The following is a 24,585-nucleotide window of genomic DNA, read 5'->3' as shown; positions in this document are numbered from 1 at the left end:
GCCCTTCCCTTTTTGCCGCCTGCGCCGATTCGATGGGTTGCGCCGCGGCTGCCGCCCGGCCATCCGCTGATTGAAAGGGCGTCCCGGCCGGCGCCGGAAACGGAAACGCCGGCCTGGGGCCGGCGTTTCCGCATGCAGGCGGCAACCGCCTCAGCGCTTCATTGACTGGAAGAACTCGTCGTTGGACTTGGTGTTCTTCATCTTGTCCAGCAGGAACTCCATGGCCGCCAGCTCGTCCATCGGGTGCAGCAGCTTCCGCAGGATCCAGATCTTCTGCAGCATGTCCGGCTCGATCAGCAGCTCCTCGCGGCGGGTGCCGGAGCGGTTGATGTTGATGGCCGGGTAGACGCGCTTCTCGGCGATGCGGCGATCCAGGTGCACCTCGGCATTGCCGGTGCCCTTGAACTCCTCGTAGATCACCTCGTCCATCTTCGAGCCGGTATCCACCAGCGCGGTGGCGATGATGGTCAGCGAGCCGCCTTCCTCCACGTTGCGGGCGGCGCCGAAGAAGCGCTTCGGACGGTGCAGGGCATTGGCGTCGACACCGCCGGTCAGCACCTTGCCGGAGCTGGGCACCACGGTGTTGTAGGCACGGGCCAGGCGGGTGATCGAGTCGAGCATGATCACCACGTCCTTCTTGTGCTCGACCAGGCGCTTGGCCCGCTCGATGACCATTTCGGCGACCTGCACGTGGCGCGCGGCCGGCTCGTCGAAGGTCGAGGAGATGACCTCGCCGCGCACGGTGCGCTGCATCTCGGTCACTTCCTCGGGACGCTCGTCGATCAGCAGCACGATCAGGTGCACGTCCGGGTGGTTGTGCAGGATGGCCTGGGCCACGTTCTGCATCAGCATGGTCTTGCCGGCCTTCGGCGGCGAGACGATCAGGGCGCGCTGGCCCTTGCCGATCGGCGCCATCAGGTCCAGCACGCGGCCGGTGATGTCCTCGGTGCTGCCATTGCCGCGCTCGAGGCGGAAGCGCTCGCGCGGGAACAGCGGGGTCAGGTTCTCGAACAGCACCTTGCCCTTGGACGCCTCCGGCGGCTCGCCGTTGATGGTGTCCACGATGTTGAGCGCGACGTAGCGCTCGCCATCCTTCGGGCTGCGGATGCGGCCGGCGATGTGGTCGCCGGTGCGCAGGTTGAAGCGACGGATCTGGCTGGGCGAGATGTAGACGTCGTCCGGGCCGGCCAGGTAGCTGGCGTCGGCCGAGCGCAGGAAGCCGTAGCCGTCCGGCAGGATTTCCAGCACGCCGTCGCCGGCCACGCCCTGCGGATGCCGGGTCAGGACCTTGAGCAGGGCGAAGGTGACGTCCTGCTTGCGCATGCGCGCCACGCCTTCGTGCAGGCCCAGCTTCTCGGCGATCTCCAGCAGCTTGTGCGCCGGCATGCGCTTGAGGTCGTTGAGGCTGTAGACGGGGAAGTCCGGCGGCAGCTGCGGCACCGGCCGTTCCTGGCCGCCGCCATTGCCATTGCCGTCCTCGCCCTCGCCGCCGCCTTCACGGTTGCGGTCGCGGTCGCGGAAGCGCTTGTCGCGGAAGCGTTCGCGGCGGTTGCGCCGGCCACCTTCGCGGAAGCCGCCCTGGCCGCCATTGCCGCCTTCGTCGCCACCTTGGGCCGAGCCTTCCTGGCCGCCGTTGCCGCCGCCGGCATCGCCGGCGGAGGATTCCGCTTGCTGCCTTTCGGGGGCTGGCGCCGCTGCGGGCAAGGGGGCTTCGCCGCCGCTTTCGGGATGGGACGCGGCACGCGGCTTGCGCGAGCGCTTCTCGGCGTTGTCGCCGGACTCGAGATCGTTTTCGGACACGGAGTTCACCTCGCGAGCGCGAGCGTGTTGGGTGAGAGGGGTCTTGCAAGACGGGGCGCCAGAGGGCGCCTGAGCTGCCCTTACGCTATCACCGCCGGCCCATGGGCCACAAGCCGGCGGGCAGGGACCCCGGGTCGGCGACCGGGGTCCGGGGCGCTCACAGCGCCTTGTCCACGAACTGGGCCAACTGGGCCTTGCCGACCGCGCCCACCTGGGTGGCATGCACCTTGCCGTCCTTGAACAGCATCAGGGTGGGGATGCCGCGCACTGCGTACTGGCGTGGCGTCTGGGGATTGTGGTCGATGTTCAGCTTCACCACCTTCACCTTGCCAGCGTAGGTGCCCGCCAACTCGTCCACGATCGGGCCGATCATCTTGCAGGGGCCGCACCACTCGGCCCAGAAATCCACCAGCACGGGGGTGTCGGACCTGAGCACCTGGGCCTCGAAGTCGGCGTCACCCACATGAAGCACCTGGTCGCTCATGTGAACAAACTCCTGTTTTGATTGGGGTCGCGACCGGGGCCGGGCGCGGATTCGGGTAAACTGGGGCGCTTTCGACGCAATTTCAATCGCCATCGGCGACCCCCGGGACGCGGCCAGTTTGCGGCCCCCCGGGCCGGCCGCGCAAGCGCAGAGACGCGCATCCAGAGACCTTCATGTCCGACAAGCCACTGACCGATATCGCTTTTTCCAGCTTCGAGCTGCACCCGGCCCTGCTTTCGGGCCTCGAATCCGCCGGTTTTACCCGTTGTACCCCCATCCAGGCCCTGACCCTGCCCATAGCCCTCGCCGGCCGCGACGTCGCCGGCCAGGCCCAGACCGGCACCGGCAAGACCCTGGCCTTCCTGGTGGCGGTGATGAACCGCCTGCTCACCCGCCCGGCCCTGGCCGAGCGCAAGCCCGAGGATCCGCGCGCGCTGATCCTGGCGCCGACCCGGGAGCTGGCCATCCAGATCCACAAGGACGCGGTCCGCTTCGGCGCCGATCTCGGCCTGCGTTTCGCCCTGGTCTACGGCGGCGTGGACTACGACAAGCAGCGCGCCTTGTTGCAGGAGGGCGTGGACGTGATCATCGCCACTCCCGGCCGCCTGATCGACTACGTCAAGCAGCATCGCGTCGTTTCGCTGCATGCCTGCGAAGTGTGCGTGCTGGACGAGGCCGACCGCATGTTCGACCTCGGCTTCATCAAGGACATCCGCTTCCTGCTGCGGCGCATGCCGATCCGCACCGAGCGGCAGACCCTGCTGTTCAGCGCCACCCTCAGCCACCGGGTGCTGGAGCTGGCCTACGAGCACATGAACGAACCGGAGAAGCTGGTGGTCGAGGCCGAGACGGTCACCGCCGCGCGCGTGCGCCAGCGACTGTACCTGCCGGCCGACGAGGAGAAGATCCCGCTGCTGATCGGCCTGCTGAGCCGCGGCGGCGACCAGCGCGCCATGGTCTTCGTCAACACCAAGGTCTGGGTCGAGCGGGTGGCGCGGGCGCTGGAGAAGGCCGGCTTCAGGGTCGGCGTGCTGTCCGGCGACGTGCCGCAGAAGAAGCGCGAAAGCCTGCTGCGCCGCTTCCAGAACGGCCAGCTGGAACTGCTGGTGGCCACCGACGTGGCCGCCCGCGGCCTGCACATCGACGGTGTCACCCATGTCTACAACTTCGACTTGCCCTTCGATGCCGAGGACTACGTGCACCGGATCGGCCGCACCGCCCGCCTGGGCGCCGAGGGCGATGCCGTCAGTTTCGCCTGCGAGCGCTATGCGATGAGTCTGCCGGACATCGAGGCCTACATCGGCCAGAAAATCCCGGTCGAGCAGATCGAGCCGGAGCTGCTGATCCCGGTGCCGCGCCGGACCCGCCCGGTCGAGGCCGAAGCCGGTGAGGACGGCGAAGCCGCCGAGAGCGTCGGCGCCATCTTCCGGGAGGCGCGCGAAGCGCGCCGGGCCGAAGAAGAACGGCGTGGCGGCGGTCGCCGTGGTGGCCGCGGCCGCAGTGGCGAACGCGAACACCGCAGTGACCGCCCGGGCGGGCAGCGGGAGCGCCGGCAGCGCCGCGGCAACGCGGAAACAATGGCCAGCGAGCACCCGCAGGCGGAGCTGCCGCTGGAGCGTCCGGCGCCGTCCTCGCCGCAGCAGTCCGATCCCGACGCGCCCAGGCGCAAGCGCCGTCGCCGCCGGCGCGGCAAGCCGCTGGGCGAGGGCGGTAGCGACGCGGCCGCCTCGCGCACGGGCAACCATGGGGCATCCCGGGCGACGGAGTCGGGCAAGCGCGCCGAGCCGCGCAAGCCGGCCGAAACCGCCAAGCCCGACGGCCGCCGGCCGGAATCCGCCGAAGCCAAGCCCTCGCTTCTGGGGCGTCTCAAAGCGGGCCTCAAGGCGCTGGTGAAGCGTTCGCCGCCCAGCAAGCACTGAGCGGCCGGAGGCCGCAGCGACGGATGCTCTGCTAGATTGCGCCCGTCGCCCCCAGGCATGAGCGCATGGCCCTGCTGCGTTTCGACAAGGTCTCCAAGAGCTATCCGGGCAACCCGCCGGCCCTGAGCGAGGTCAGCTTCAGCGTCGAGCCCGGGGAAATGCTGTTCGTCACCGGCCATTCCGGGGCCGGCAAGAGCACCCTGCTGCGCCTGGTGCACCTGTCCGAGCGGCCCAGCCGCGGCACGGTGCTGGTCAACGAGCGCAACCTGGCCAAGGTGCGCGGGCGCAAGGTGCCGCTGCACCGGCGCCAGGTCGGCGTGGTGTTCCAGGACCATCGTTTGCTGATGGATCGCAGCGTCCACGACAACGTGGCCCTGCCCCTGCTGATCGCCGGCCTGCCCGGCAGCGAGGTCGGCAAGCGCGTGCGCACCGTGCTGGACCGGGTCGGCCTGGGGGGACGCGAACGGGCCCTGCCGGCCCAGCTGTCCACCGGCGAGCAGCAGCGCGTCGGCATCGCCCGTGCCATCGTCGGCCAGCCGCTGCTGCTGGTGGCCGACGAGCCCACCGGCAATCTCGATCCGCAGCTGGCCGCCGAGATCATGCAGCTGTTCGCCGAGCTGCCGGCCGGCGGTACCACCGTGCTGGTGGCCAGCCACGACCTCATGCTGGTCAAGCGTATGCGCCGGCGTGTGCTGGTGCTCGACCACGGCCGGCTGGTGGACGACATCGCGCCCGAGGACCTGGCGGCATGAACGCGCGCGCCGAATCCCGCCAGCGTCCCGCCGCCGGCCGCAGCCATCCCGGCAGCCCGCTTTCGCGTCTGCGCGCCTGGCGCGAGCAGCACCTGTATGCGCTGGTGTCCAGCCTGGGCCGGTTGCTGCGCCGGCCCTTCGCCACCCTGCTGACGGTCGGGGTGATGGCGGTGGCCATTGCCCTGCCGCTGGGACTTGGCCTGGCCATGGCCAACATCGAGCGCTTTTCCGGCTCGGTGACCGAATCGCGTGAAATCGGGGTGTTCCTGCGCCCGGACGTGGACCTGGCTCGGGCCGAAGCCTTGGCGGAGGAGCTCCGGGCCCGTCCCGACGTCGCCGGCGTCACCGTACGCACGCCGGAAGAGGGCCTGGCCGAGTTCCGCACCATGAGCGACCTGGCTGGCGCCCTCGAGGTGCTGGAGGAGAATCCGCTGCCGGCGGTGCTGGTGGTCCGGCCCGAGGGCGACGGGGGGGCGCTGGCGGCCAGCCTGCGTGAGCTGGCCGAGGCTGAGATCGTCCAGCACGACGCGCTCTGGCGGCAGCGCCTGTCGGCCTGGCTGGCCTTCGGCGCCCGGGTGGTGCAGGTGCTGGCGGTGCTGCTGGGCCTTGGCGTGCTGCTGGTGGTGGGCAACACCGTGCGCCTGGACATCGGCGCCCGTCGTGAGGAAATCGCCGTGCTGCAGCAGCTGGGCGCCACCGACGGTTTCGTGCGCCGGCCCTTCCTCTACCTGGGTGCCTGGTACGGCCTGGCGGCGGGCCTGCTGGCCCTGCTGCTGCTGGCCGTGGCCGGAGCCTTCCTGCAGGGCCCGCTGGCGGCGCTGGTGGCCAGCTACGGCGCCGAGTTCCGCCTGGCCGGGCCCGGCTGGCGCGGCGTCGGCCTGCTGTTGGCGGGGGCGCTGGCGATGGGGTGGCTGGGCGCATGGCTCGCAACCGGGCATCATCTACGCCAGACCCGGCCCACGGACGTGTGAAGCCTATGGCCAGCCCCGCCTTCCGCACCTTCGACACCAGCAATCCGCGCATCATGGTCGTGGACGGCTCCAAGGTCGTCCGCAAGATGATCGAGGGAGTGTTGCGGCAAGCGCTGCCGGACATGGAGTTCGTCGGCTGCGAAACCGGCGAGGAGGCCAAGGCGGCACTGCAGTCTGGGGCTGTCAACTTGGTCACCACCGCCTTGCGGCTGCCGGACATGGACGGGCTGGATCTGGCCCGTTTCCTGCGCGAGCACACCCCTCAGGCCTACATCCCGATCATCGTCGTTTCCGGTGATGTGCAGGAGCGGCTGGAGAACCGCTCGATCAGCGACGACGTCACCGACTACTTCGACAAGTCGCTGGGCTTCAATGCCCTGGCTGCCTTCATCAAGGGCTACGTAGCGCCCGAGGCCGAGGCCGGCGGCGAGGTGCTGTACGTCGAGGACAGCCGCGTGGTGGCCATGGCCACCCGGCGCATGCTGGAGAAACACGGGCTGTCGGTGACCCACGCCACCGGCGTCGAGGACGCCGTGGCCCACCTGGAAACGGCGCGCGCCCAAGGCAAGGTGCCCGGCCCGGACGTGGTCCTGACCGATGTCTATCTGAAGGGCGAGCTGACCGGCAAGGATCTGCTCAAGGCCATCCGCCAGGATTTCGGCTACGCCAAGGGCATGCTACCGGTGCTGGTGATGACCGGCGACGCCAACCCGGCCAACCAGAGCGACCTGCTGCGCGCCGGCGCCAACGATCTGGTGCAAAAGCCGATCGAGGAGCGCCTGCTGGTGACCAAGCTGTTGTTCCAGCTGCGGGTCGGGCGGCTGTTGCGGACCAAGAACGCCAAGAAGTGACGGTGGCCGCGGAGGAGCGCGTCCGGCTGGAGCCGTCCTGGAAGGCACGGGTCGGCGATTACCTGCTGCGCCCGGACATGCAGGAACTTTCCGCCTTCCTGCGTCGGGAGAAGGCGGCCGGCAAGCGCATCCATCCGGCCGGGCCCCGCATCTTCGCCGCCCTCGAGGCCACGCCCTTCGATCAGGTCAAGGTGGTGGTGCTGGGCCAGGACCCCTACCACGGCCCGGGCCAGGCCCACGGCCTGTGTTTTTCCGTGCTGCCAGGCGTGCCGGTGCCGCCCTCGCTGCAGAACATCTTCAAGGAGATCCATGCCGATCTGGGCATCGCCCCGCCGGACCACGGCTGCCTGCTGCCCTGGGCCCGGCGCGGGGTACTGCTGCTCAATGCCGTGCTGACCGTGGAAGAAGGCCGGGCCGGCTCGCACCAGGGCAAGGGCTGGGAAGGCTTCACCGACGCCATCGTCCAGGCCCTGGATCGGGAGCGGGAGGGCCTGGTGTTCATGCTCTGGGGCAGTTACGCCCAGGCCAAGGGCCGGCTACTGGATGGTCGTCGGCACTGCCTGCTGCGGGCCCCGCACCCCTCGCCGCTGTCGGCGCATCGGGGTTTCCTGGGTTGCGGCCATTTCGGCAAGGCCAACCGCTGGCTGCAGGGGGCCGGCCAGGCGCCGGTGGACTGGTCGCTGCCACCGCGGGCCGAGGTCGAGGCCATGCTGGCCGGAAAGGCCGGCTGAGGGGCCGGGCGGGCCGGGGGCGGGGAGGCCGGGCCCGGGTGGCTCCCGAGGGCCGCTGCGAGGGCCGGGAAACGGCGCCGCGGCCGCCATCTGAACGGGGCCTTGAAGGGCGTTCCGGTGGCCCCATCTCGATCCGGACCTGAACGGCGGCTGTTTCAATGGTGCAACAGTCCGGGAACTCAGGCCCCGTTTAGCACTCCAATGGCGCGAGTGCTAGACTCCGGACCCATGAGCGAGACCTCGATGACCAGCACGGCTCTGATCGCCAACAACCTGCCGGTGCCCAGCGCACTCGGTTCGCTGGATGCCTATATCGCCGCCGTCAACCGTATCCCGGTGCTCAGCGCCGAGGAAGAACAGGACCTGGCCCGCCGCTACCGCGACGAGGAAGACCTGGATGCCGCCAAATCGCTGGTGCTCTCGCACCTGCGCTTCGTCGTGCACGTGGCCCGTGGTTACCAGGGCTACGGCCTGGGCATGGGCGACCTGATCCAGGAGGGCAACATCGGCCTGATGAAGGCGGTCAAGCGTTTCGACCCTGACCAGGGCGTGCGTCTGGTGTCCTTCGCCGTGCACTGGATCCGCGCCGAGATGCACGAGTTCATCCTGCGCAACTGGCGCATCGTCAAGGTCGCCACCACCAAGGCGCAACGCAAGCTGTTCTTCAACCTGCGCAAGAGCAAGAAGCGTCTGGGCTGGATGAATGCCGAGGAAGTGCGTGCCGTTGCTCGCGACCTTAACGTCTCCGAGCGCGAGGTGCTGGAGATGGAATCGCGCCTGTCCGGCCGCGACATCGCCTTCGACGCGCCCACCGACAGCGACGACGACGCGCCGCCCTCGCCGGTGGCCTTCCTGCCCGACCCGGCGGCCGACCCAGCCCTTGCCTACGAGCGCGAAAGCCACGAAGAGGACCAACTGGAGCTGCTGCGCGAGAGCCTTGCCGGCCTGGACCAGCGTTCCCGCGACATCATCCGTCGCCGCTTCCTGGGCGAACCCAAGGCGACACTGCAGGAACTGGCCGACGAGTATGGCGTCTCCGCCGAGCGCATCCGCCAGATCGAGGCCAACGCGCTGAAGAAGATGCGCGCCGTTTTCGCCGCCTGACGCGGGACGAGCGGATGACCCGACGGAACGGCCCCGCGAGGGGCCGTTTCCGCATCGATGTGGGCAAACGCCGCTCGCGGGCAGGCTGCGACGCGGTTGCCCATCACCCATCACGCTGTCCGCATGTCCGTGTCGGTGAATGTCGCCGGGTATCTCGTGCGCGCGCGCTGCGCGGGAGCCGGTCACGCCTGCGCTGACTCCTGCCGGCCACACTCCTGCGTCGCCGAGTGCGGCGTCCCGGCGCCGCCGATGATCCGCGCGTGCCGCTGGCCAGGCGCCCGCGCCTCGATGGCCACCGCCTCGTCCATGCGCACGGTGACGTTGCGCTGCTTGCGCAGGATGTGCCGCAGCGGTGCGGCGATGTCCGGGGCCGACAGGCCGGCCGTCGCCACCTGGTAGAGCAGGGGCTGAAATAGATGGTGGTTGCTGCGGTCCACCAGGGTGATGCGCACCGGCGCCGAGGCCAGGGCGCGGGTCGCCCACAGGCCGCCGAAGCCGCCGCCGATCACCAGTACGCGCGGAAGCTGCTTTTCCATGTTCGCCATGCCTCAGTAGAGATCGATCGGGTCCACGTCCAGCGACCAGCGCACGCGCCGCGCCGACTTGAGCGCGCGCAGGGCCGGCAGCCAGTCGCGCAGGGCGGCGTGCAGCGGGCCGCGTCGCGCCGCTTCCAGCAGCAGCTGGCCGCGCGCCTTGCCGGCGCGGCGTGGCATCGGCGCCGGCATCGGGCCGTTGGCAATCACGCCCTCGCGTGCCTCGAACAGCCGGTGCGCTTCCTGCAGGAAGGACTGCACGGCCGCCTCGTGGTCGGCTTCGGCGCGCAGCAGGGCCAAATGCGCGAAGGGCGGGAAATGCGCCGCTTCGCGTTCGGCCAGGGCCAGGGCAGCCACCGCCGGATAGCCGCCGGCCAGCAGCGTGGTGAGCAGCGGATGCCCGGGATGGTGGGTCTGCAGCAGCACCTGGCCGGGCTTGCTGGCGCGGCCAGCGCGGCCGGCCACCTGGATCAGCAGCTGCGCCAGCTTCTCGCCGGCGCGAAAATCGGCCGAGTACAGGCCCTCGTCCACGCCGACCACGACCACCAGGCTGAGATTGGGCAGGTCGTGGCCCTTGGCCAGCATTTGGGTGCCGACCAGGATGCCGGGCCCGTTGCCGAGGCTGGCCAGGTGCTTTTCCAGCGCATCGCGGCGGCGGGTGGTTTCCCGGTCCACGCGCAGCAGACGGGCCGTCGGGAAACGTTCGGCCAGGGCCTGTTCCAGGCGCTCGGTGCCGGCGCCCTGCGGCTGCAGGCCCAGGCTGGCGCAGTCCGGGCACGCATTGGGCACCGGCGCGCGGGCGCCGCAGTGGTGACAGACCAGGCGACGGCCGCCGGCGTGAACGGTCATGGCCGAATCGCAACGTGCGCAGCGGGCGCTCCAGCCGCAGTCATGGCACAGCAGCACCGGGGCATAGCCGCGCCGGTTGCGGAACACCAGGGCCTGTTCGCCGCGTTCCAGGCAGGTGCCGATGGCCTGCAGCGCCTCCTCGCACAGGCCGTCGCGCAAGGGGCGCCTGCGCAGGTCCAGCACCCGGACCACCGGCGGTCGCGCGCCGCCAGCGCGCTGGGCCAGGCGGACGTGGCCGTAACGGCCCGCCAGGGCGTTCTGCAGGCTTTCCAGCGAGGGCGTAGCGCTGCCCAGCAGCACCGGCACGCCCAGCGCCCGGGCGCGTACCAGGGCCAGGTCGCGGGCGTGGTAGCGCACGCCGTCCTGCTGCTTGTAGGAGGCGTCGTGCTCCTCGTCCACGACGATCAGGCCGGCGCGCGGCAGCGGGCAGAACACCGCCGAGCGCGTGCCCACCAGCACCCGCCCTTCGCCACGGGCCATGGCCGCCCAGGCGCGGGCCCGTTCGCCATCGGCCAGGCCCGAATGCATGGCCAGTACCGGCACGCCCAGGCGGGTGCGGAAGCGGGCCAGGGTCTGCGGGGTCAGGCCGATCTCCGGTACCAGCACCAGGGCCTGCCGTCCCTGGGCCAGGACCTCGGCGATGGCGCGCAGGTAAACCTCGGTCTTGCCGCTGCCGGTCACACCCTCCAGCAGCAGCGCGCGGAAGCCCTCTCCGGCACGCAGGACGGCCAGCGCTTCGGCCTGGCCGGGTGTGGGCTCGGGCGCCGGGGCTGTCGGGCCGGAGGCCGCCGGCGAGACGGGGTCGCAGCGGATGCGTTCGACCAGGCCACGTGCCTGCAGGCGGCGCATCGGCTCGCGCCAGCCCGGCTCGGCCTGGTCCAGCCAGGTCTCGTCCCTTGGCCCGGCCAGCAGCAGACGCAGCAGACGCCGGGGCCGGCCGTCGCGACCAGCATCGGCGGCGGCACGACCGCCGGTCGTGGTCTGCCAGGCATGGACGGCGGTATCCGGCAGCGGCTGGCCGGCACGCAGGGGGGCCGGCAGGGCTGTGGCTACCAGTTCGCCCAGTGGTGCGTGGTAGTAGCCGGCCGCCCATCGCAGGCTGTCCAGAAGCTCGCCGGCCAGCAAGGGTTCGGCGTCAAGCCGGTCCAGAACCGGGCGCAGATCGGTGGCCTGGTGTCCGGCCGGCCCGACGTCCACCACCAGACCCACCCGTTCGCCGTCGCCCCGCCCGAACGGCACCCGGACCCTGCAGCCCAGCCAGTCGGGCCCGATCCTCCCGTCTTTCGGCGGCAGATAGTCGAAACACTGGGGCAGCGGTATCGGCAGGGCGACGCGCAGTACCGTCGGGAGACCTTCGGGCATGGCGCCAGTCTATCCCGGGGCGCTGTGAAGCGACTTGCGCGGGCATGCTGCGAACCTCATCACAAAAGTGCCTTAAACCACTGACATCCAATGCGAAAATCCCTTATCCACACTGCCTGTGGACAAGTCTGTGGAAGGGCCTTGGAGCAGAACCATGAATCCCCGGTGAAAGCGGGCCTCCACCCGGCTTGGGCAATTTTTAACCAGGCCGTCATAGTCCATACGAATCAATGGGTTGAATTCGGCTTCGACGAGCCTCCCCGTGTCGCCCCGCCCTTGCCGGCACCGGCCGTGGACCGGCGGCGGCGCTGTGCAAAACGTTTCACGCCGGAGCCCGCGCCAGGCCTGGGAGAGCGGCTGGATCGCGGATGTCAAGCCGCTGTCGGCAATCCGGCGGGCGGCTAGAATGGGGCGTGCAATCGGCCCCCCCGACGACCTCCGGCACGACCGCTTCCCAGGCGCTGGCGGCCTTCCTGCGCGGCATCGAGCGGCGCGCCTTCGTCTTCGCCGAGCTGCAGTGCGGCCGGGGCGACGTCGCCCAGAGCGCACTCGGTCACGCCATGCGCGCCTTCCGTTCGGTGTCCGCGATCACGCCGCTGTCGGGCTGGCCGGCCGCGTTCTGGTCGCTGCTGCTGGCCCAGCCGGAGCTGGGCGAGGGCGAAAGCGGCGAACCCGCTCTCGCGGCTTTGGGCAATGGTCCGCGGGCGGCCTTGCTGCTGCGCCTGGTGGCCGGCCTGGATTTCGCCCATGCCGCCCAGGTCCTTGGCGTCGGCGAGGCCACCTACCGGTTCGCACTGCGCCGCGCCTTGCAGCAGCTGGCCGACGCCGGCGTCAGCTACGCCAGCCTGGGCGAGCTGCGCGAACGCCTGCACAGGCAGGTGAAATCGCTCTCGCCCGAGCGGACCGAAGCCCTGGCTGCCCTGCGGCAACGGGTACTTTCGGACCAGGCCGAACCGGAACCGCGCGTCCAGCCGTCCCGGACGCGCGCCTGGGCCTGGATGCTGCTGGTGTTGCTGGCGATCGCCTTCGCCGCGAGCTGGTGGTGGCCGGCTCCGGAATCCCCCGGAGACCGCCCGGCGCCCCAGGCCCTGCCGGAAGGGAGCCGGCCAAGACCGACGATGTCCGAAGTCAGCGATATCGTGACCCATCCCGACTATGCGCAGCTTGCCGAACCGGAACTGCAGGCCCTGGCCGCCGACCTCGCCCTGTTGAGCTGGTTCGCCGCCGCTCAGGCCATCGCCCCGGCGACGGGCCCGGATCAGCCCGGGGAATCGGCCGGCCAGGCCGAGTCGGGCCAGCCGGATCCGGCCGACTTCGCCGCCCTGCCGCCGGCTCAGCGGCAGCTGCTGGTGCCGCTGGCCGCGGCCTGGCCGGGACTGGAACCTGAGCTCAGGCTGCGCATGCGCCGGCAGGCCGTGCACTGGCTCTCATTGTCGCCGGTGGAACGGGAGGCGCTGCGCGAGCGGATACGGGAATGGGACGCCCTTCCGGCTGCCGAGCGCGCCCGCCGTCGTGCCCCGTTCGCCGCCTGGCAGGCCCTTCCCGGGCACGAACGCCAGCGGGTGCGGGCTGCGGGCGATGCCTGGCGGGCCTTGCCGGAGCAAGAGCGGAAGGCCCTGCGCAGCCAGTTCGATGCCCTGCCGCCCGACCAGCGTCAGGACTGGTGGCTGGGTCCCGGTCTGGGCGCGGATTTCGGCCGACTGCGGCCGCTGTTCGCCTTCGTGCCCGCCTCGGAGCGCGCGCAGTGGTTGGCCTTGCTGCACGGCCTGGACGCGGGCGCGCGCGCCGACCTGGCGGTGCTGGCGCGCCGGTTGCCGGCCAGCGAACGCGAAGCCCTGCGCCGGGAACTGGTGCTGGCGGGCGGGCCGGAACAGCGCGCCCAGCTGGTGCGGCAGCGCCTGGCTCAGTAATCGGCCAGGGTCTCCAGCACGCGCCGGCTGGCCAGGAAGCGGCCGCCGAAGCGCCGCTCGCCGTCGGCGCGCATGCGCAGCGCGTGCTCGCGCAGGTAGGCCTCCAGCGCGGCCCGGTCGCGCAACCGGTACAGGCAGCAGAACACCCTTTCGCCAGGGGCCGGCGCCGGATCCACCCGCTCGGCCACGCGAGCGTCGAGGAAGCCGGGCAGCCTCAGCATCGCCTGCACGTGCCGGCGCAGCCAGGCCAGGTAGTCGTCGGCGATGTCGGCGTCCACCTGCAGGGTGACTTCGTAGCCGATCGTGTTCACATCTGCACCAGGCTCAGCAGCAGCGCGAAGGTGGCCCCGAAGGAAACCAGGATCAGGTAACAGGTGCCCAGCACCGAATACTTGAACAGGGTCATGATCCAGCCCTGCCGGTACACCCGCTTCTGCATCAACAGCAGGTACAGCGGCATCCAGACGATCAGCAGGGTCTCCAGCCAGCCCAGCGGCCGGGACAGCCAGGGTAGCCCGGAGCTCCAGCCGGCCAGCGCGTCCAGCAGCAGGACCAGCAGCAGGGCCGCGCACAGGAAGCTGTGGCTGTGCAGGGCGACGATCAGGTGTTCCATGTACAGGCGCCGCTTGAACAGGTAGACGATCTTCAGCAAGACCGCGAACAGCGGCAGCATGATGAACAGCGTGGTCGGCACCGCGCTCAGGAAGGCGTCCTTGAGCAGGTTCGGGTCTTCCTGGATGCGGGCAATGTTGCCCTGGGCCCGGCCGACGTAGGCGTTGATGCGGCGATTGCCGCCTTCCGGCAGCCAGCCGATCCGCACCGGATTGCTGACCGGATCCCAGGGCTGTGAGTTGAAGTAGATCCGCGGTGTGTCCTTCTCCTCACGGGCGTCGGCCGGCAAGGGCGGGGGTGTCGCCGGAACCTGGTCGGCGGCCTGCGAGTCGTCGGCCGCAGGTTCCGTGGTCGCCCCCGCTACGGCGCCGGCCGGGTCGCGCCGTGCCGCCTCCAGTTCGGTGATGCGCTCCTGCGCGGCGGCGGCGATGGCTTGCTCGGCCGCCTCCAGGCCCAGGGACAGGCCGGGAACGTCCACGGTTTCGGCCCGGGTCCGCCTCAGCTCCGCCAGCACCTGATCGCGGGCGGCGCGAACCTCCTCGGGCGTGGTCGCCTGGCGGATCAGGTCGCGTCCCAGCGGTGCGCCGGCCCGGGCGGGCGTATCGGCGTCCATCCGCACCACCTGGTCTTCGCCGCTCAGGTCGAAACTCCATTGCGCGGCGATGAAGGCGAACAGGCTGAGGAAGACGAACAGGCGCACCGGGCTGACGTAGCGCACGCGCCGGCCGGCGAAGTATTCCTCGCTGAGGAAGCCCGGCCGGAACAGCAGCGGCCCGAGCGTACGCAGGATGCGCGAGTCCAGTTCGAACACCGAGTCGAAGAAGTCGCCGACGATGCTGGAGAAATGCCGGACCAGGCCCTTGGTGGGCTGGCCGCAGGCATAGCAGTGTTCGCCCAGCAGCACCGCGTCGCAGTTCTGGCAACGGCGCTCCGGCGTGGGCGCTGCGGCGGCGCTGCCGATGCTTTCGTCGGACATCGTGGTTCCCCTTCCGGCTGCGGCTAATATAGCCGGCCGCCGAGCCTTCAAGCCGCCATGAGCCCTCCCGAATCCCGCGCCGCGCGCCTGCTGCGAGAGATGCGCGTCAGCCTGGTGCTGGCCATGCCGCTGGTGCTCAGCCAGATGTCCTCCATGGCCATGAACATCGTGGACACGGTGCTGGCCGGCCGGTATGGGCCGACCACCCTGGCTGCGGTGGGGGTCGGCAGCGCGGTCTGGTCGGTGGTGATCCTGGTCAGCATCGGTGTGCTGATGGCGGTGCCGCCGACGGTGTCGCAGCTCAATGGTGCCCGGCGCCGGGCCGAGATCGGCGCAGTGTTCCGGCAGGCGCTGTGGCTGGCCCTGGCCTTGGGCCTGGGCCTGATCGTGGTGGTGCGGCTGGGCGCGTTGGCGCTGGGCCCCATGGGCATCACCGAGGAGGCGCGGCCGGAAGCCGAGGCCTTCCTGCGGGCCATCAGCTGGGGCGCCCCCGGCCTGGCCCTGTACTTCTGCCTGAGGAACCTCAGCGAGGGCGTGGCCTGGACCCTGCCCTCGATGGTGGCGGGGCTGAGCGGGCTGGGGCTGCTGGTGCCGCTGGGATACCTGCTGATGTTCGGCGCCGGGCTGGGCGCGGCCGGCCTGGGGTATGCCGTCGCCGGTGTGCTCAGCCTGCAGGCCTTGGGACTGGGCCTGTACCTGTGGCGGGCGCCGCGTTTCGCCGACCTCCGGCTGTTCGAGCGTTTCGACCGGCCGCGCTGGCCGCCGATCCGCGCCCTGCTGGCCCTGGGCCTGCCGATGGGCGTATCGGTGTTCATGGAGGGCAGCCTGTTCGTGGCCACCGCCCTGATCATCGGCACGCTGGGCACCACGCCTATGGCGGCGCACCAGATCGCCATCCTGGCCGCTTCCTTGTGCTTCATGGTACCGCTGGGCGTGGCGATGGCCACCACGGTGCGGGTCGGGCACGCGGTCGGCGCCGGCGATGCGTCCGGCCTGCGCTGGTCGGCGGCGGCGGGCTACTCCCTCGCCATGCTGGCGCAGACGCTGTCGGCGATCCTGCTGCTGGCCGGCGGGGCCTGGCTGGCCGGCCTGGTGTCGCCGGATCCGGCGGTGGTGTCCCTGGCCGCGCTGTTGATGGCCTATGCGGCGGTGTTCCAGTACCCGGACGGGTTCCAGGCCCTGTCGGCCGGCGCCCTGCGCGGCCTGAAGGACACCCGCATCCCGATGGTCATCACCGTGCTGGCCTACTGGGGCCTGGGTCTGCCGCTGGGGGCCTGGCTGGGCCTGAGCCAGGGCCGCGGCGCGCCGGGGCTGTGGACGGGGCTGATCGTCGGCCTATCGGCCGCCGCGGTCCTGCTCGGCTGGCGGTTCTGGCGCATGGCCTATCGCCCCTTGCGCCCGCCGGCATGACCTGAGGGCCACTCGCCCGGGCGCCGGCTTGGGTATGCTGGGGTCTGCAATCCAAGGAGTTTCCCCATGGCACAGGCCAAACCCGGCCCGATCCGCCGCGTGCTGGTCGGCACCTGGAACCTGATCGACTTCACCCGGCGGCTGGTCTTCAACCTGATCTTCCTGCTGCTGCTGGCGCTGTTGCTGGTGTTCATGTTCACCCGCTCCGGCGTCAAGCCCCTCGCCGACCGCTCGGCGCTGGTGCTGGACCTCAGTGCGGCGCTGGTGGAGCAGTACGGCGCCCACCCGGTGGACCGGGTGCTCAACCAGGCCATGGGCCGGGGCCGGCCCGAGGTGCAGCTGCGTGACGTGCTGGCCGCCATCGAGGCGGCGAAGGACGACAAGCGCATCGAGCGCATCGTGATCAACACCGAGGGCTTCAGCAGCGCCGGCTATGCCGCCATCCGCGACGTCGCCGCCGCCCTGCGCGAGTTCCGCGCCAGCGGCAAGCAGGTCGTGGCCTGGGGCTCGGAGATGGACCAGAAGCAGTACTACCTGGCGGCCCAGGCCGACGAGGTTTACCTGGATCCGATGGGCATGGTCTTCCTCGAGGGCCTGGCACGCTACCGGCTGTATTACCGTGAAGGCCTGCAGGACAAGCTGGGCGTGGACGTGCACCTGTTCAAGGTGGGCGAATACAAGTCCGCCGCCGAGCCGTACGTGCTCGATGCCGCCTCGCCGGAGGCGCGCGAGGCCGACCTGTTCTGGATGAGCGACATCTGGCAGCGATTCCTGGCCGACATTGCCCAGGCACGCAAGCTCGAGGTGGCGCAACTGCAGGGCCTGGTCGAGGACCTGCCGGCACGCGTGCAGGCGGCCGAGGGCGACCTGGCCGCGCTGGCCCTGCAGGCCGGCCTGGTGGACGGCCTGAAGACCGCGGCCGAGTTCGAGCAGATGATGATCGAGCGCGGCGCCCTGGACGAGGAGGAGCACAGCTTCCGCCAGGTCGCCCTGCGGCCCTATCTCGCCCAGCAGACGGCGAAGAAGCTGGTGGACAGCCGGCCGCAGGTCGCGGTGGTGGTGGCCCAGGGCGAGATCACTTACGGCCAGCAGGCACCGGGCACGGTCGGCGGCGACTCCACCTCGGACCTGCTGCGCCAGGCCCGCGAGGACGAGAACGTGAAGGCGGTGGTGCTGCGGGTGGATTCGCCCGGCGGCGCCGTCTATCCGTCCGAACAGATCCGCCGTGAGGTCGAGCTGACCAAGGCGGCCGGCAAGCCGGTGGTGGTCTCCATGGGCAACGTGGCCGCCTCGGGCGGTTACTGGATCTCGATGAATGCCGACCGGATCTATGCCGACGAGAACACCATCACCGGCTCGATCGGCATCTTCGGCCTGTGGATGAGCGTGCCGCGGGTGATGGACAAGCTGGGCATCAACACCGACGGCGTCGGCACCACGCCGCTGGCCGGCGCCTTCGATCCGACCCGCCCGCTCGACCCGGGGGTGGGCCGCATCATCCAGGCGGTCATCGACAAGGGCTATCGCGATTTCACCGGCAAGGTGGCCGCTGCCCGCGGCAGCACGCCCGAGCAGATAGACGTGCATGCCCGCGGCCGGGTCTGGACCGGTGCCCAGGCCAGGGAACGTGGCCTGGTGGACGAGCTGGGCGGCCTGGAGGCGGCACTGGCCGAGGCGGCCAGGCGTGCGAACCTGGAAGAGGGCAAGTACGGCGTGAGCTACGTCGAACGGCCGCTGTCGCCGCTGGAGCAGTTCATCGTCAACATGGGCGGCAGCGCCCACGGCCAGGCCATGCTGCGCTGGCTGGCTCCGGCCGCACCACTGATGCTGGACGGGCAGACCCTGAAGCGGGTGGAGCGCGGCCTGGCCTGGCTCGACCGCGACGGCCGCACGCCCTTCCAGGCCGTGGCCCACTGCTTCTGTGACTACTGATGCAGCGGGGGCGCTGGCGTCTGGACGGACAGGTGGCGCTGGTGACCGGCGCCAGCGCCGGCATCGGCCGCGCCATCGTCGCCGAGCTGGCCGGCCTGGGGGCCGACGTGCTGATGGTGGCCCGCGACGAGGGCCTGCTGGAGCAGGCCCGGCAGGAGCTGGAAGACGAGTTTCCGGACGCGGAGCTGCGTGCCTTTGCCGCCGATGTGGCCGACCCGGAACAGCGGCGCGAGGTGATGGACTGGGTCGAGGACCTGGGTACCGGCCTGCAGGTACTGGTTAACAATGCCGGCACCAATGCCAGCCGTGCCGCAGTGGACTACGACGAGGAAGAGTGGCGGCAGATCTTCGAGACCAACCTGTTCTCGGCCTGGGAGTTGAGCCGCTTCGCCTACCCGCTGCTGTGCCAGCACGCCAGCTCCAGCATCGTCAACGTCGGCTCGGTGTCCGGGCTCACCCATGTCCGCACGGGCGCGCCCTACGGCATGAGCAAGGCCGGCCTGCACCAGCTGACGAGAAATCTTGCCTGCGAGTGGGCCGAGGACGGCGTGCGGGTGAACGCGGTGGCGCCCTGGTACATCCGCACCCGGCGCACCTCGGCCAAGCTGGCCGATCCGGATTACCTGGACGAGGTGCTGGACCGCACGCCGATGGGCCGGGTCGGGGAACCGGAGGAAGTGGCGGCGGCCGTCGCTTTCCTTTGCCTGCCCGCGGCCAGCTATATCACCGGCGAATGCATCGGCGTGGACGGCGGGTTCCTGCACTACGGCTTCTGAGTCGCGTTCAGCGGCAGCTTTCGTTGACGATGCGCTGCAAGCGCTCCACCTCGGAGCGGCGGTAGGCGGCGGTGTCGCTGAAGGCATGCAGGGCGTCCGAGCGGGCCTGCTTGAGCTTGGCCTTGAACTGGGCGCAGGCGGCCTCGTCGTCCAGACGCAGGCAGGATTCGCGCACCCAGCGGCAGGCGCCGGCGGCGGGTGTGCCGGCCACGTCGTAGCCCAGCACCGCCAGCGGTACGCAGCGGTAGTTGGGGTCGTAGTCCTCGCTGTAGCGCACGGCCCCGTCGAAGTCGGTGCACTGGTAGATCGGCGGCGGTGCCCAGGCGTAATAGGGTTCTTCCGGGGGCGGCTGCGGGGCAGGTGCCGGGGGCGGCTGCGGCGCTGGCGGCCGCGGCGGCGGATCCTGCGGCCGGACCATCTGCCTGGCATCGGCGGCCTGGCCGGCCGGGCAGGGTTGATCCTGAAGGGTGACCCTGCCGCCGGCGTCGGTGCAGCGCCAGACGGTGATCTCCCCGGTCGCGCCGGCCGGGCCGACGAGCAGCAGCAGAACCGCTAAGCTTGACCAGGCCGGCGAGCGCATGCCGGCATTGTCCGCTGGCTCCGCTGCATCCGCCACCTCCGGGACCGCCATGATCCGCCCGATCCTGTTCGCCGTTTGCCTGCTGTTTACCGATGCCGCCGGCGCTGCCATTGCGCCCGCGCCCGCGCGCGACGAGGGCGAGGGCCCGTGGCCGCAGCTGATCCTGCGCGGCGTGACGGTGGTCAACGGCACCGGCGCGCCGGCCTACGGGCCGGTGGATATCGTGATCGAGGGCGATCGCATCGCCCGGGTGCAGATCGTCGGCAGCGCCGATGCCCAGATCGACCCGAAGGCGCGCCCGGCCCTGGCGCCCGGCGGCCACGAGCTCGACCTGTCGGGCCACTTCGTGCTGCCCGGCTTCGTGGACATGCATGGCCATATCGGTGGCGACGAACAGGGCGTAACTGCCGAATACGTCTACAAGCTGTGGCTGGCGCACGGAATCACCACGGTGCGCGATCCGGGCTGCGGCAACGGCATCGACTGGTGCGTCTCGGAGGCACGCCGCAGTGCCGCCAATACCATCACTGCGCCGCGCATCTTTCCCTATGCCTTCTTCGGCATGGGCAGGGAGACGCCGATGACCACGCCGGAGCAGGCCCGCAGCTGGGTGCGCGAGATGAAGGCCAAGGGCGCCCTGGGCATGAAGTGCTTCGGCTACCGCCCGGACATCCTCGAGGCTGCCTTCGACGAGCTGCGCAGGCAGGGCATGCGCAGCGCCTGCCATCATGCCCAGCTGGACGTGGCCCGGGTCAACGTGCTGACCACCGCGCGCTGGGGCCTGACCACCATGGAGCACTGGTACGGCCTGCCGGAGGCGCTGTTCGACGACCAGCGCGTGCAGCAGTACCCGGCCGACTACAACTACATGGACGAGCAGAAGCGCTTCCACCAGGCCGGCCGACTCTGGGCGCAGGCAGCGGGGCCCGGCAGCGAGCACTACGAGCAGGTGATCGGCGAACTGCTGGCCCTGGACCTCACCCTCGATCCCACCTTCACCATCTACCAGGCCACCCGCGACTTCATGCGCGCGCGCACCGCCGAGTGGCACGACGAATACACGCATCCGGCGCTGTGGGACTTCTTCCGGCCCAGCCGGCACAACCACGGCAGCTTCTTCTTCGACTGGGGCAGCGAGCAGGAAGCCGACTGGAAGGACAACTACCGGCGCTGGATGGCCTTCGTGAACGATTACAAGAACCGCGGCGGCCGGGTCACGGTCGGCAGCGATTCGGGCTACATCTACAAGACCTACGGCTTCGGCACCATCGAGGAGCTGGAGTTGCTGCGCGAGGCCGGCTTCCATCCGCTGGAGGTGATCCGCGCCGCCACCCTGTCGGGCGCCGAAGCACTAGGCGCGGCCGACCGCATCGGCAGCGTCGAGCCGGGCAAGCTGGCGGACCTGGTGATCGTGGCGGAGAACCCGCTGGCCAATCTCAAGGTGCTGTACGGTACCGGCCACATCCGCCTGGGTCCTGAGGGCGAACCGACCCGTGTCGGCGGCGTGCGCTACGTGGTCAAGGACGGCATCGTCTATGACGCCGGCGAGTTGCTGGCCGACGTACGCCGGATCGTCGCCGAGGAGAAGGCCAGGCGCGGCATCCAACGCTACGGCCAACCCGGGCGCTGAGCGTCGCCGAGCCGACGGCGCCGGCTCAGGTAGTCTTGCGGGAGGCCGCCTTGGTCGCCGTGGCTTTCTTCGTCGCCGCTTTCTTCGGCGCGGCCTTCTTCGCAGCCGCCTTCCTGGCGGGCGCCTTGCCGGCGGCGCCCTTCTTGGCGGTGGTTTTCTTCGCCACCGCCTTCCCGCCGGCCTTACCGGTCCCGGCGCTTGCCGTGGCCGTCGTGTCCTTCTTCGCCGCTTTCCTGGTCGCGGCCTTCGCCGCCGCCTTGCGGCCGAAGCGGCCCTTGCGCACTGGCTTGCCCTCGGCCAGCAGGGCCTGGCACTCGGTCAGGCTCAGGCTGGCCGGGTCGCGGTCCTTCGGAACCTTGCCGTTGCGCTCGCCATCGGTGATGTAGGGCCCGTAACGGCCGTTGAGCACCTGGATGCCGGTACCCTCGAAGCTCTTGATGATGCGGTTGGCGACCAGCTCGCGCTTGGCCTTGATCAGTTCGACCGCGCGCTCGTAGGTGATGGTGTACGGGTCGTCTTCCTTGCCCAGCGAGGCGTAGGTGTCGCCGGCCTTGGCGAAGGGCCCGAAGCGACCGACCGCCACCGTTACCTTCTCGCCGTCCAGTTCGCCGAGCGTGCGCGGCAGGTCGAACAGCGGCAGCGCTTCCTCGAGGGTGATGGTGTGCATGCTGGTGCCCGGGCGCAGCGAGGCGAACTTCGGCTTGTCCTCGTCCTCGGCGCTGCCGATCTGCACATAAGGCCCGTAGCGGCCCAGGCGCACGGAGACGGGCTTGCCGCTCTTGGGATCGGTCCCGAGCAGGCGCGCGCCGGTGGCCTCGGAGCGGTCCACCGACTCGCTCTTCTCGTCCACGGTGGCCTTGAACTCCTTCCAGAACTGCTCCATCAGTGGCACCCAGGCCTCTTCGCCGCGGGCGACTGCATCAAGCTCGTCCTCGAGCCGGGCGGTGAAGTCGTAGTCCACGTAGCGGCTGAAATGCGCCGACAGGAAGTTGGCGACCGCGCGGCCGACGTCGCTGGGCCGGAACCGGCGGTTGTCCAGGTAGACGTACTCGCGCGCCTGCAGCACCTGGATGATGCTGGCGTAGGTGGAGGGGCGGCCGATGCCGTATTCCTCCAGCGCCTTCACCAGCGAGGCCTCGGAATAGCGCGGCGGCGGTTCGGTGAAATGCTGGTCGGTGTGGATGCTGGTCAGCGGCACGTCCTGGCCCGGCCGCATCGGCGGCAGCTTGCGGCCTTCATCCTCGTCCTCGGCGCCGCGGACGTCCTTGCCTTCCTCGTACACCGCCAGGAAACCCGGATCCACCACGGTGGTGCCGCTGGCACGGAAGGCGTGCTCGCTGCCGGCGGCCAGTTCCACCGACACGGTGTTGAGCGTGGCCGGCACCATCTGCGAGGCGATGGTGCGTTTCCAGATCAGCTCGTACAGGCGGCGGCCGTCGTCGTCCAGATGACGCGCCACCTGGGCCGGGGTGCGCAGGGCCGAGGTCGGGCGGATCGCCTCATGCGCTTCCTGGGCGTTCTTGGACTTGGAACGGTAGACGTTGGGACGGTCCGGCACGGCACCGGTGCCGAAGTCGCGGGCGATCACGTCGCGGATCTCGCGCACGGCATCTTCGGCCAGGTTCACCGAGTCGGTACGCATGTAGGTGATCAGGCCGACCGTGCCTTCCTCGCCCAGGGCCACACCCTCGTAAAGCTTCTGCGCCACCCGCATGGTGCGGGAGGTGGAGAAGCCGAGCTTGCGCGCCGCCTCCTGCTGCAGAGTGGAGGTGATGAAGGGCGGCGCCGGCCGGCGCTTGCGCTCCTTGCTGGAGACGTCGGTCACCCGCAGAGCACTTCCGGCGGCCTTGACCAGGCGTTCACGCGCGGCTTCGGCCGAGGCGCGGTCGGTCAGGGTGAACTGCTCGAACTTCTGCCCGTCCAGCTTGACCAGGCGGGCGGTGAAGGCCTGCTGCGGATGGTTGAGCTCGGCCTCGACGCTCCAGTACTCGCGCGGCACGAAGGCCTCGATCTCTTCCTCGCGCTCGACGATCAGGCGCAGGGCCGGCGACTGCACCCGCCCGGCCGACAGGCCGCGCTGCACCTTGCGCCACAGCACCGGCGAGAGGTTGAAGCCGACCAAGTAGTCGAGGGCGCGGCGGGCCTGCTGCGCGTCCACCAGGTCGGAGGCGACCTGGCGCGGGTGCTGCAGGGCCTCGCGGATGGCCCGCGGGGTGATCTCGGTGAACACCACCCGGTGCAGGGCCTTGCCCTCGAGCAGGCCGCGCTCCTTGAGTATCTCGGAGATGTGCCAGCTGATGGCCTCGCCTTCGCGGTCCGGGTCGGTGGCCAGCCAGATGGCCTCGGCGCCCCTGGCGGCCTTGGCGATGGCGTCCACGTGCCGCTCGTTCTTGTCGATCAGCTCGTAGCGCATGGCGAAGCCGTCGTCCGGATCCACGGCGCCTTCCTTGGGCACCAGGTCGCGGACGTGGCCGTACGAGGCCAGGACCTGGAAGTCCTTGCCGAGGTACTTGTTGATCGTCTTGGCCTTGGCGGGCGACTCGACGATGAGCAGGTTCTTGGCCATGCCGGGGAAGCTCCAGGGCGGCCCGCGCGGGGGCGCCGAGATGACGCGGCCCGCGGGGGGACGCGGGCCGGGGTTTATTTCATTAAGGCCCCAGCCCGACCGAGCCTGTCAAGCAAGGGCCTGGCCGGGGTCCTCCCGGGGCAGGGTCCGGGAGCGAGGCCGGGCAGGGGCTCAGCGGCAGCTTTGGGGCAGGTAGCGGAACAGCGCCTCGTCGCCGCTGCAGCCGAAGCCGCCGTCGTTCTCCAGGCTCAGCCAGAGGCGCTGGCCGGTCGAGTCGCGCACTTTGTCCACCTCGCCCAAGTGCAGCTCGATGGCACAGCGGCCGTCATCGAAGGCGCCGACCGCGATCTCGTCCACGCCGGCGATGGTCAGGTCTTCCAGGCCCAGCTCGTCCAGACCGCGCGGGCAGCGATCGGTATTGGCGCTGAAGTCGGCCAGCGCGGTCTTCAGCGGAGCGGCTTCGGCGAGGATCCGGCTCAGCTCCGCCCGCCCCAGGTAGTCCTGATAGGCGGGCAGGGCGATGGCGGCCAGGATAGCCAGCACGATCACCAGAAATACGCCGCCCCCGCCGACCACGATGGCGGCGGTGGCACAGCCGCTGCGCCGGGGCGCGCCGATGTCCGCCGGCGGCGGCGCCGCGCTGGGAGGTATCCGTTCCAGGCCCAGGTCGGCCACGATCTGGCCCAGCGGCGTCCATTCGGCCATGCCCTCGCGCCAGACCAGGCTGGCGCCGTCCAGAATGCCGGCCGTGTAGGCCTGGCGGACCGCTTCGGCGGTGACCGGTCCATGCCGGTTGCGTTGTCGGTCGACGTAGTACCAGGGAGTGCTGTCCATCGC

18 protein-coding genes and 2 pseudogenes are annotated in these 24,585 nt (G+C 70.4%); 11 read left to right on the top strand and 9 right to left on the bottom strand.

What is annotated here, in order from left to right:
• Positions 1-150 precede the first annotated feature (150 nt).
• Both rho and trxA read right to left on the bottom strand, forming a co-directional pair.
• Positions 151-1,629: pseudogene (gene rho / locus F0415_RS08110) on the bottom strand (transcription termination factor Rho); the annotation flags it as partial.
• 328 nt (positions 1,630-1,957) lie between these two features.
• Positions 1,958-2,284: a thioredoxin TrxA gene (gene trxA, locus F0415_RS08105; protein WP_149860712.1), complete on the bottom strand. Its 327-nt coding sequence runs from the start codon at positions 2,282-2,284 to the stop codon at positions 1,958-1,960.
• A 173-nt stretch (positions 2,285-2,457) separates the two neighbouring features.
• On the opposite strand from trxA, the gene rhlB reads away from it, so the two are divergent.
• From rhlB to rpoH, 6 genes are all read left to right on the top strand, one after another.
• A complete protein-coding gene (rhlB, locus tag F0415_RS08100; protein ID WP_149860711.1) occupies positions 2,458-4,203 on the top strand; it encodes an ATP-dependent RNA helicase RhlB in 1,746 nt (581 codons plus the stop codon).
• 65 nt (positions 4,204-4,268) lie between these two features.
• On the top strand, positions 4,269-4,955 hold the full coding sequence (gene ftsE, locus F0415_RS08095; protein WP_149860710.1) for a cell division ATP-binding protein FtsE: 687 nt from the start codon (positions 4,269-4,271) through the stop codon (positions 4,953-4,955).
• A complete protein-coding gene (gene ftsX / locus F0415_RS08090; RefSeq protein WP_149860709.1) occupies positions 4,952-5,926 on the top strand; it encodes a permease-like cell division protein FtsX in 975 nt (324 codons plus the stop codon). Before ftsE ends, ftsX begins: the two co-directional genes overlap by 4 nt.
• A gap of 5 nt (positions 5,927-5,931) precedes the next feature.
• Entirely contained in the window at positions 5,932-6,777 is an 846-nt protein-coding gene (locus F0415_RS08085; RefSeq protein ID WP_149860708.1) for a response regulator, read from the top strand.
• 2 nt (positions 6,778-6,779) lie between these two features.
• Positions 6,780-7,508 (top strand): uracil-DNA glycosylase, encoded by a 729-nt coding sequence (gene ung, locus F0415_RS08080; RefSeq protein ID WP_149860838.1) that lies wholly within the window; start codon positions 6,780-6,782, stop codon positions 7,506-7,508.
• A 228-nt stretch (positions 7,509-7,736) separates the two neighbouring features.
• Positions 7,737-8,612 carry an RNA polymerase sigma factor RpoH gene (rpoH, locus tag F0415_RS08075; RefSeq protein WP_149860707.1) on the top strand — a complete coding sequence of 292 codons (876 nt, stop codon included), beginning with the start codon at positions 7,737-7,739 and terminating at the stop codon, positions 8,610-8,612.
• Positions 8,613-8,887: 275 nt separating this feature from the next.
• Here rpoH and F0415_RS08070 read toward each other — a convergent pair.
• Both F0415_RS08070 and F0415_RS08065 read right to left on the bottom strand, forming a co-directional pair.
• A pseudogene (locus tag F0415_RS08070) lies at positions 8,888-9,148 on the bottom strand (FAD-dependent oxidoreductase); the annotation flags it as partial.
• Between the two features lie 12 nt (positions 9,149-9,160).
• The gene (locus F0415_RS08065) at positions 9,161-11,356 is read right to left on the bottom strand and encodes a primosomal protein N' (protein WP_149860706.1); all 2,196 of its coding nucleotides are present in this window, start codon (positions 11,354-11,356) and stop codon (positions 9,161-9,163) included.
• Positions 11,357-11,769: 413 nt separating this feature from the next.
• Between F0415_RS08065 and F0415_RS08060 the strand changes: the two genes are divergently transcribed.
• Positions 11,770-13,266, top strand: a complete 1,497-nt coding sequence (locus F0415_RS08060) for a DUF3106 domain-containing protein (protein WP_188310336.1) — start codon at positions 11,770-11,772, stop codon at positions 13,264-13,266.
• On the opposite strand, the gene F0415_RS12600 is transcribed toward F0415_RS08060, so the two are convergent.
• Both F0415_RS12600 and F0415_RS08050 read right to left on the bottom strand, forming a co-directional pair.
• The gene (locus F0415_RS12600) at positions 13,260-13,577 is read right to left on the bottom strand and encodes a DUF4286 family protein (protein WP_188310335.1); all 318 of its coding nucleotides are present in this window, start codon (positions 13,575-13,577) and stop codon (positions 13,260-13,262) included. The genes F0415_RS08060 and F0415_RS12600 overlap by 7 nt on opposite strands.
• Positions 13,574-14,854 carry a DUF3667 domain-containing protein gene (locus tag F0415_RS08050; RefSeq protein ID WP_149860703.1) on the bottom strand — a complete coding sequence of 427 codons (1,281 nt, stop codon included), beginning with the start codon at positions 14,852-14,854 and terminating at the stop codon, positions 13,574-13,576. The genes F0415_RS12600 and F0415_RS08050 overlap by 4 nt, the downstream gene beginning before the upstream one ends.
• A gap of 57 nt (positions 14,855-14,911) precedes the next feature.
• Here F0415_RS08050 and F0415_RS08045 point away from each other — a divergent pair, with 57 nt between their 5' ends.
• The 3 genes from F0415_RS08045 to F0415_RS08035 all read left to right on the top strand — a co-directional run bounded on the left by F0415_RS08045 (position 14,912) and on the right by F0415_RS08035 (position 18,972).
• Positions 14,912-16,264: an MATE family efflux transporter gene (locus F0415_RS08045; protein WP_149860702.1), complete on the top strand. Its 1,353-nt coding sequence runs from the start codon at positions 14,912-14,914 to the stop codon at positions 16,262-16,264.
• Positions 16,265-16,330: 66 nt separating this feature from the next.
• Positions 16,331-18,196 carry a signal peptide peptidase SppA gene (gene sppA / locus F0415_RS08040; protein ID WP_149860701.1) on the top strand — a complete coding sequence of 622 codons (1,866 nt, stop codon included), beginning with the start codon at positions 16,331-16,333 and terminating at the stop codon, positions 18,194-18,196.
• A complete protein-coding gene (locus F0415_RS08035; RefSeq protein WP_149860700.1) occupies positions 18,196-18,972 on the top strand; it encodes an SDR family oxidoreductase in 777 nt (258 codons plus the stop codon). The genes sppA and F0415_RS08035 overlap by 1 nt, the downstream gene beginning before the upstream one ends.
• 7 nt (positions 18,973-18,979) lie before the next feature.
• On the opposite strand, the gene F0415_RS08030 is transcribed toward F0415_RS08035, so the two are convergent.
• Positions 18,980-19,603, bottom strand: coding sequence for a DUF4124 domain-containing protein (locus F0415_RS08030; protein WP_188310334.1), 624 nt, complete (start codon positions 19,601-19,603; stop codon positions 18,980-18,982).
• On the opposite strand from F0415_RS08030, the gene F0415_RS08025 reads away from it, so the two are divergent.
• Positions 19,602-21,182 carry an amidohydrolase family protein gene (locus F0415_RS08025; RefSeq protein ID WP_149860698.1) on the top strand — a complete coding sequence of 527 codons (1,581 nt, stop codon included), beginning with the start codon at positions 19,602-19,604 and terminating at the stop codon, positions 21,180-21,182. The two genes, F0415_RS08030 and F0415_RS08025, sit on opposite strands and share 2 nt — an antisense overlap.
• 25 nt (positions 21,183-21,207) lie before the next feature.
• On the opposite strand, the gene F0415_RS08020 is transcribed toward F0415_RS08025, so the two are convergent.
• Positions 21,208-23,748 carry a DNA topoisomerase I gene (locus F0415_RS08020; protein WP_149860697.1) on the bottom strand — a complete coding sequence of 847 codons (2,541 nt, stop codon included), beginning with the start codon at positions 23,746-23,748 and terminating at the stop codon, positions 21,208-21,210.
• A gap of 171 nt (positions 23,749-23,919) precedes the next feature.
• Positions 23,920-24,582, bottom strand: a complete 663-nt coding sequence (locus tag F0415_RS08015) for a GYF domain-containing protein (RefSeq protein WP_188310333.1) — start codon at positions 24,580-24,582, stop codon at positions 23,920-23,922.
• Between the last annotated feature and the right edge of the window lie 3 nt (positions 24,583-24,585).

Origin of the sequence: Arenimonas fontis (genome assembly GCF_008386465.1) — a bacterium.
GTDB lineage: Bacteria > Pseudomonadota > Gammaproteobacteria > Xanthomonadales > Xanthomonadaceae > Arenimonas > Arenimonas fontis.
This window is presented reverse-complemented; position numbering and strand designations above follow the sequence as displayed.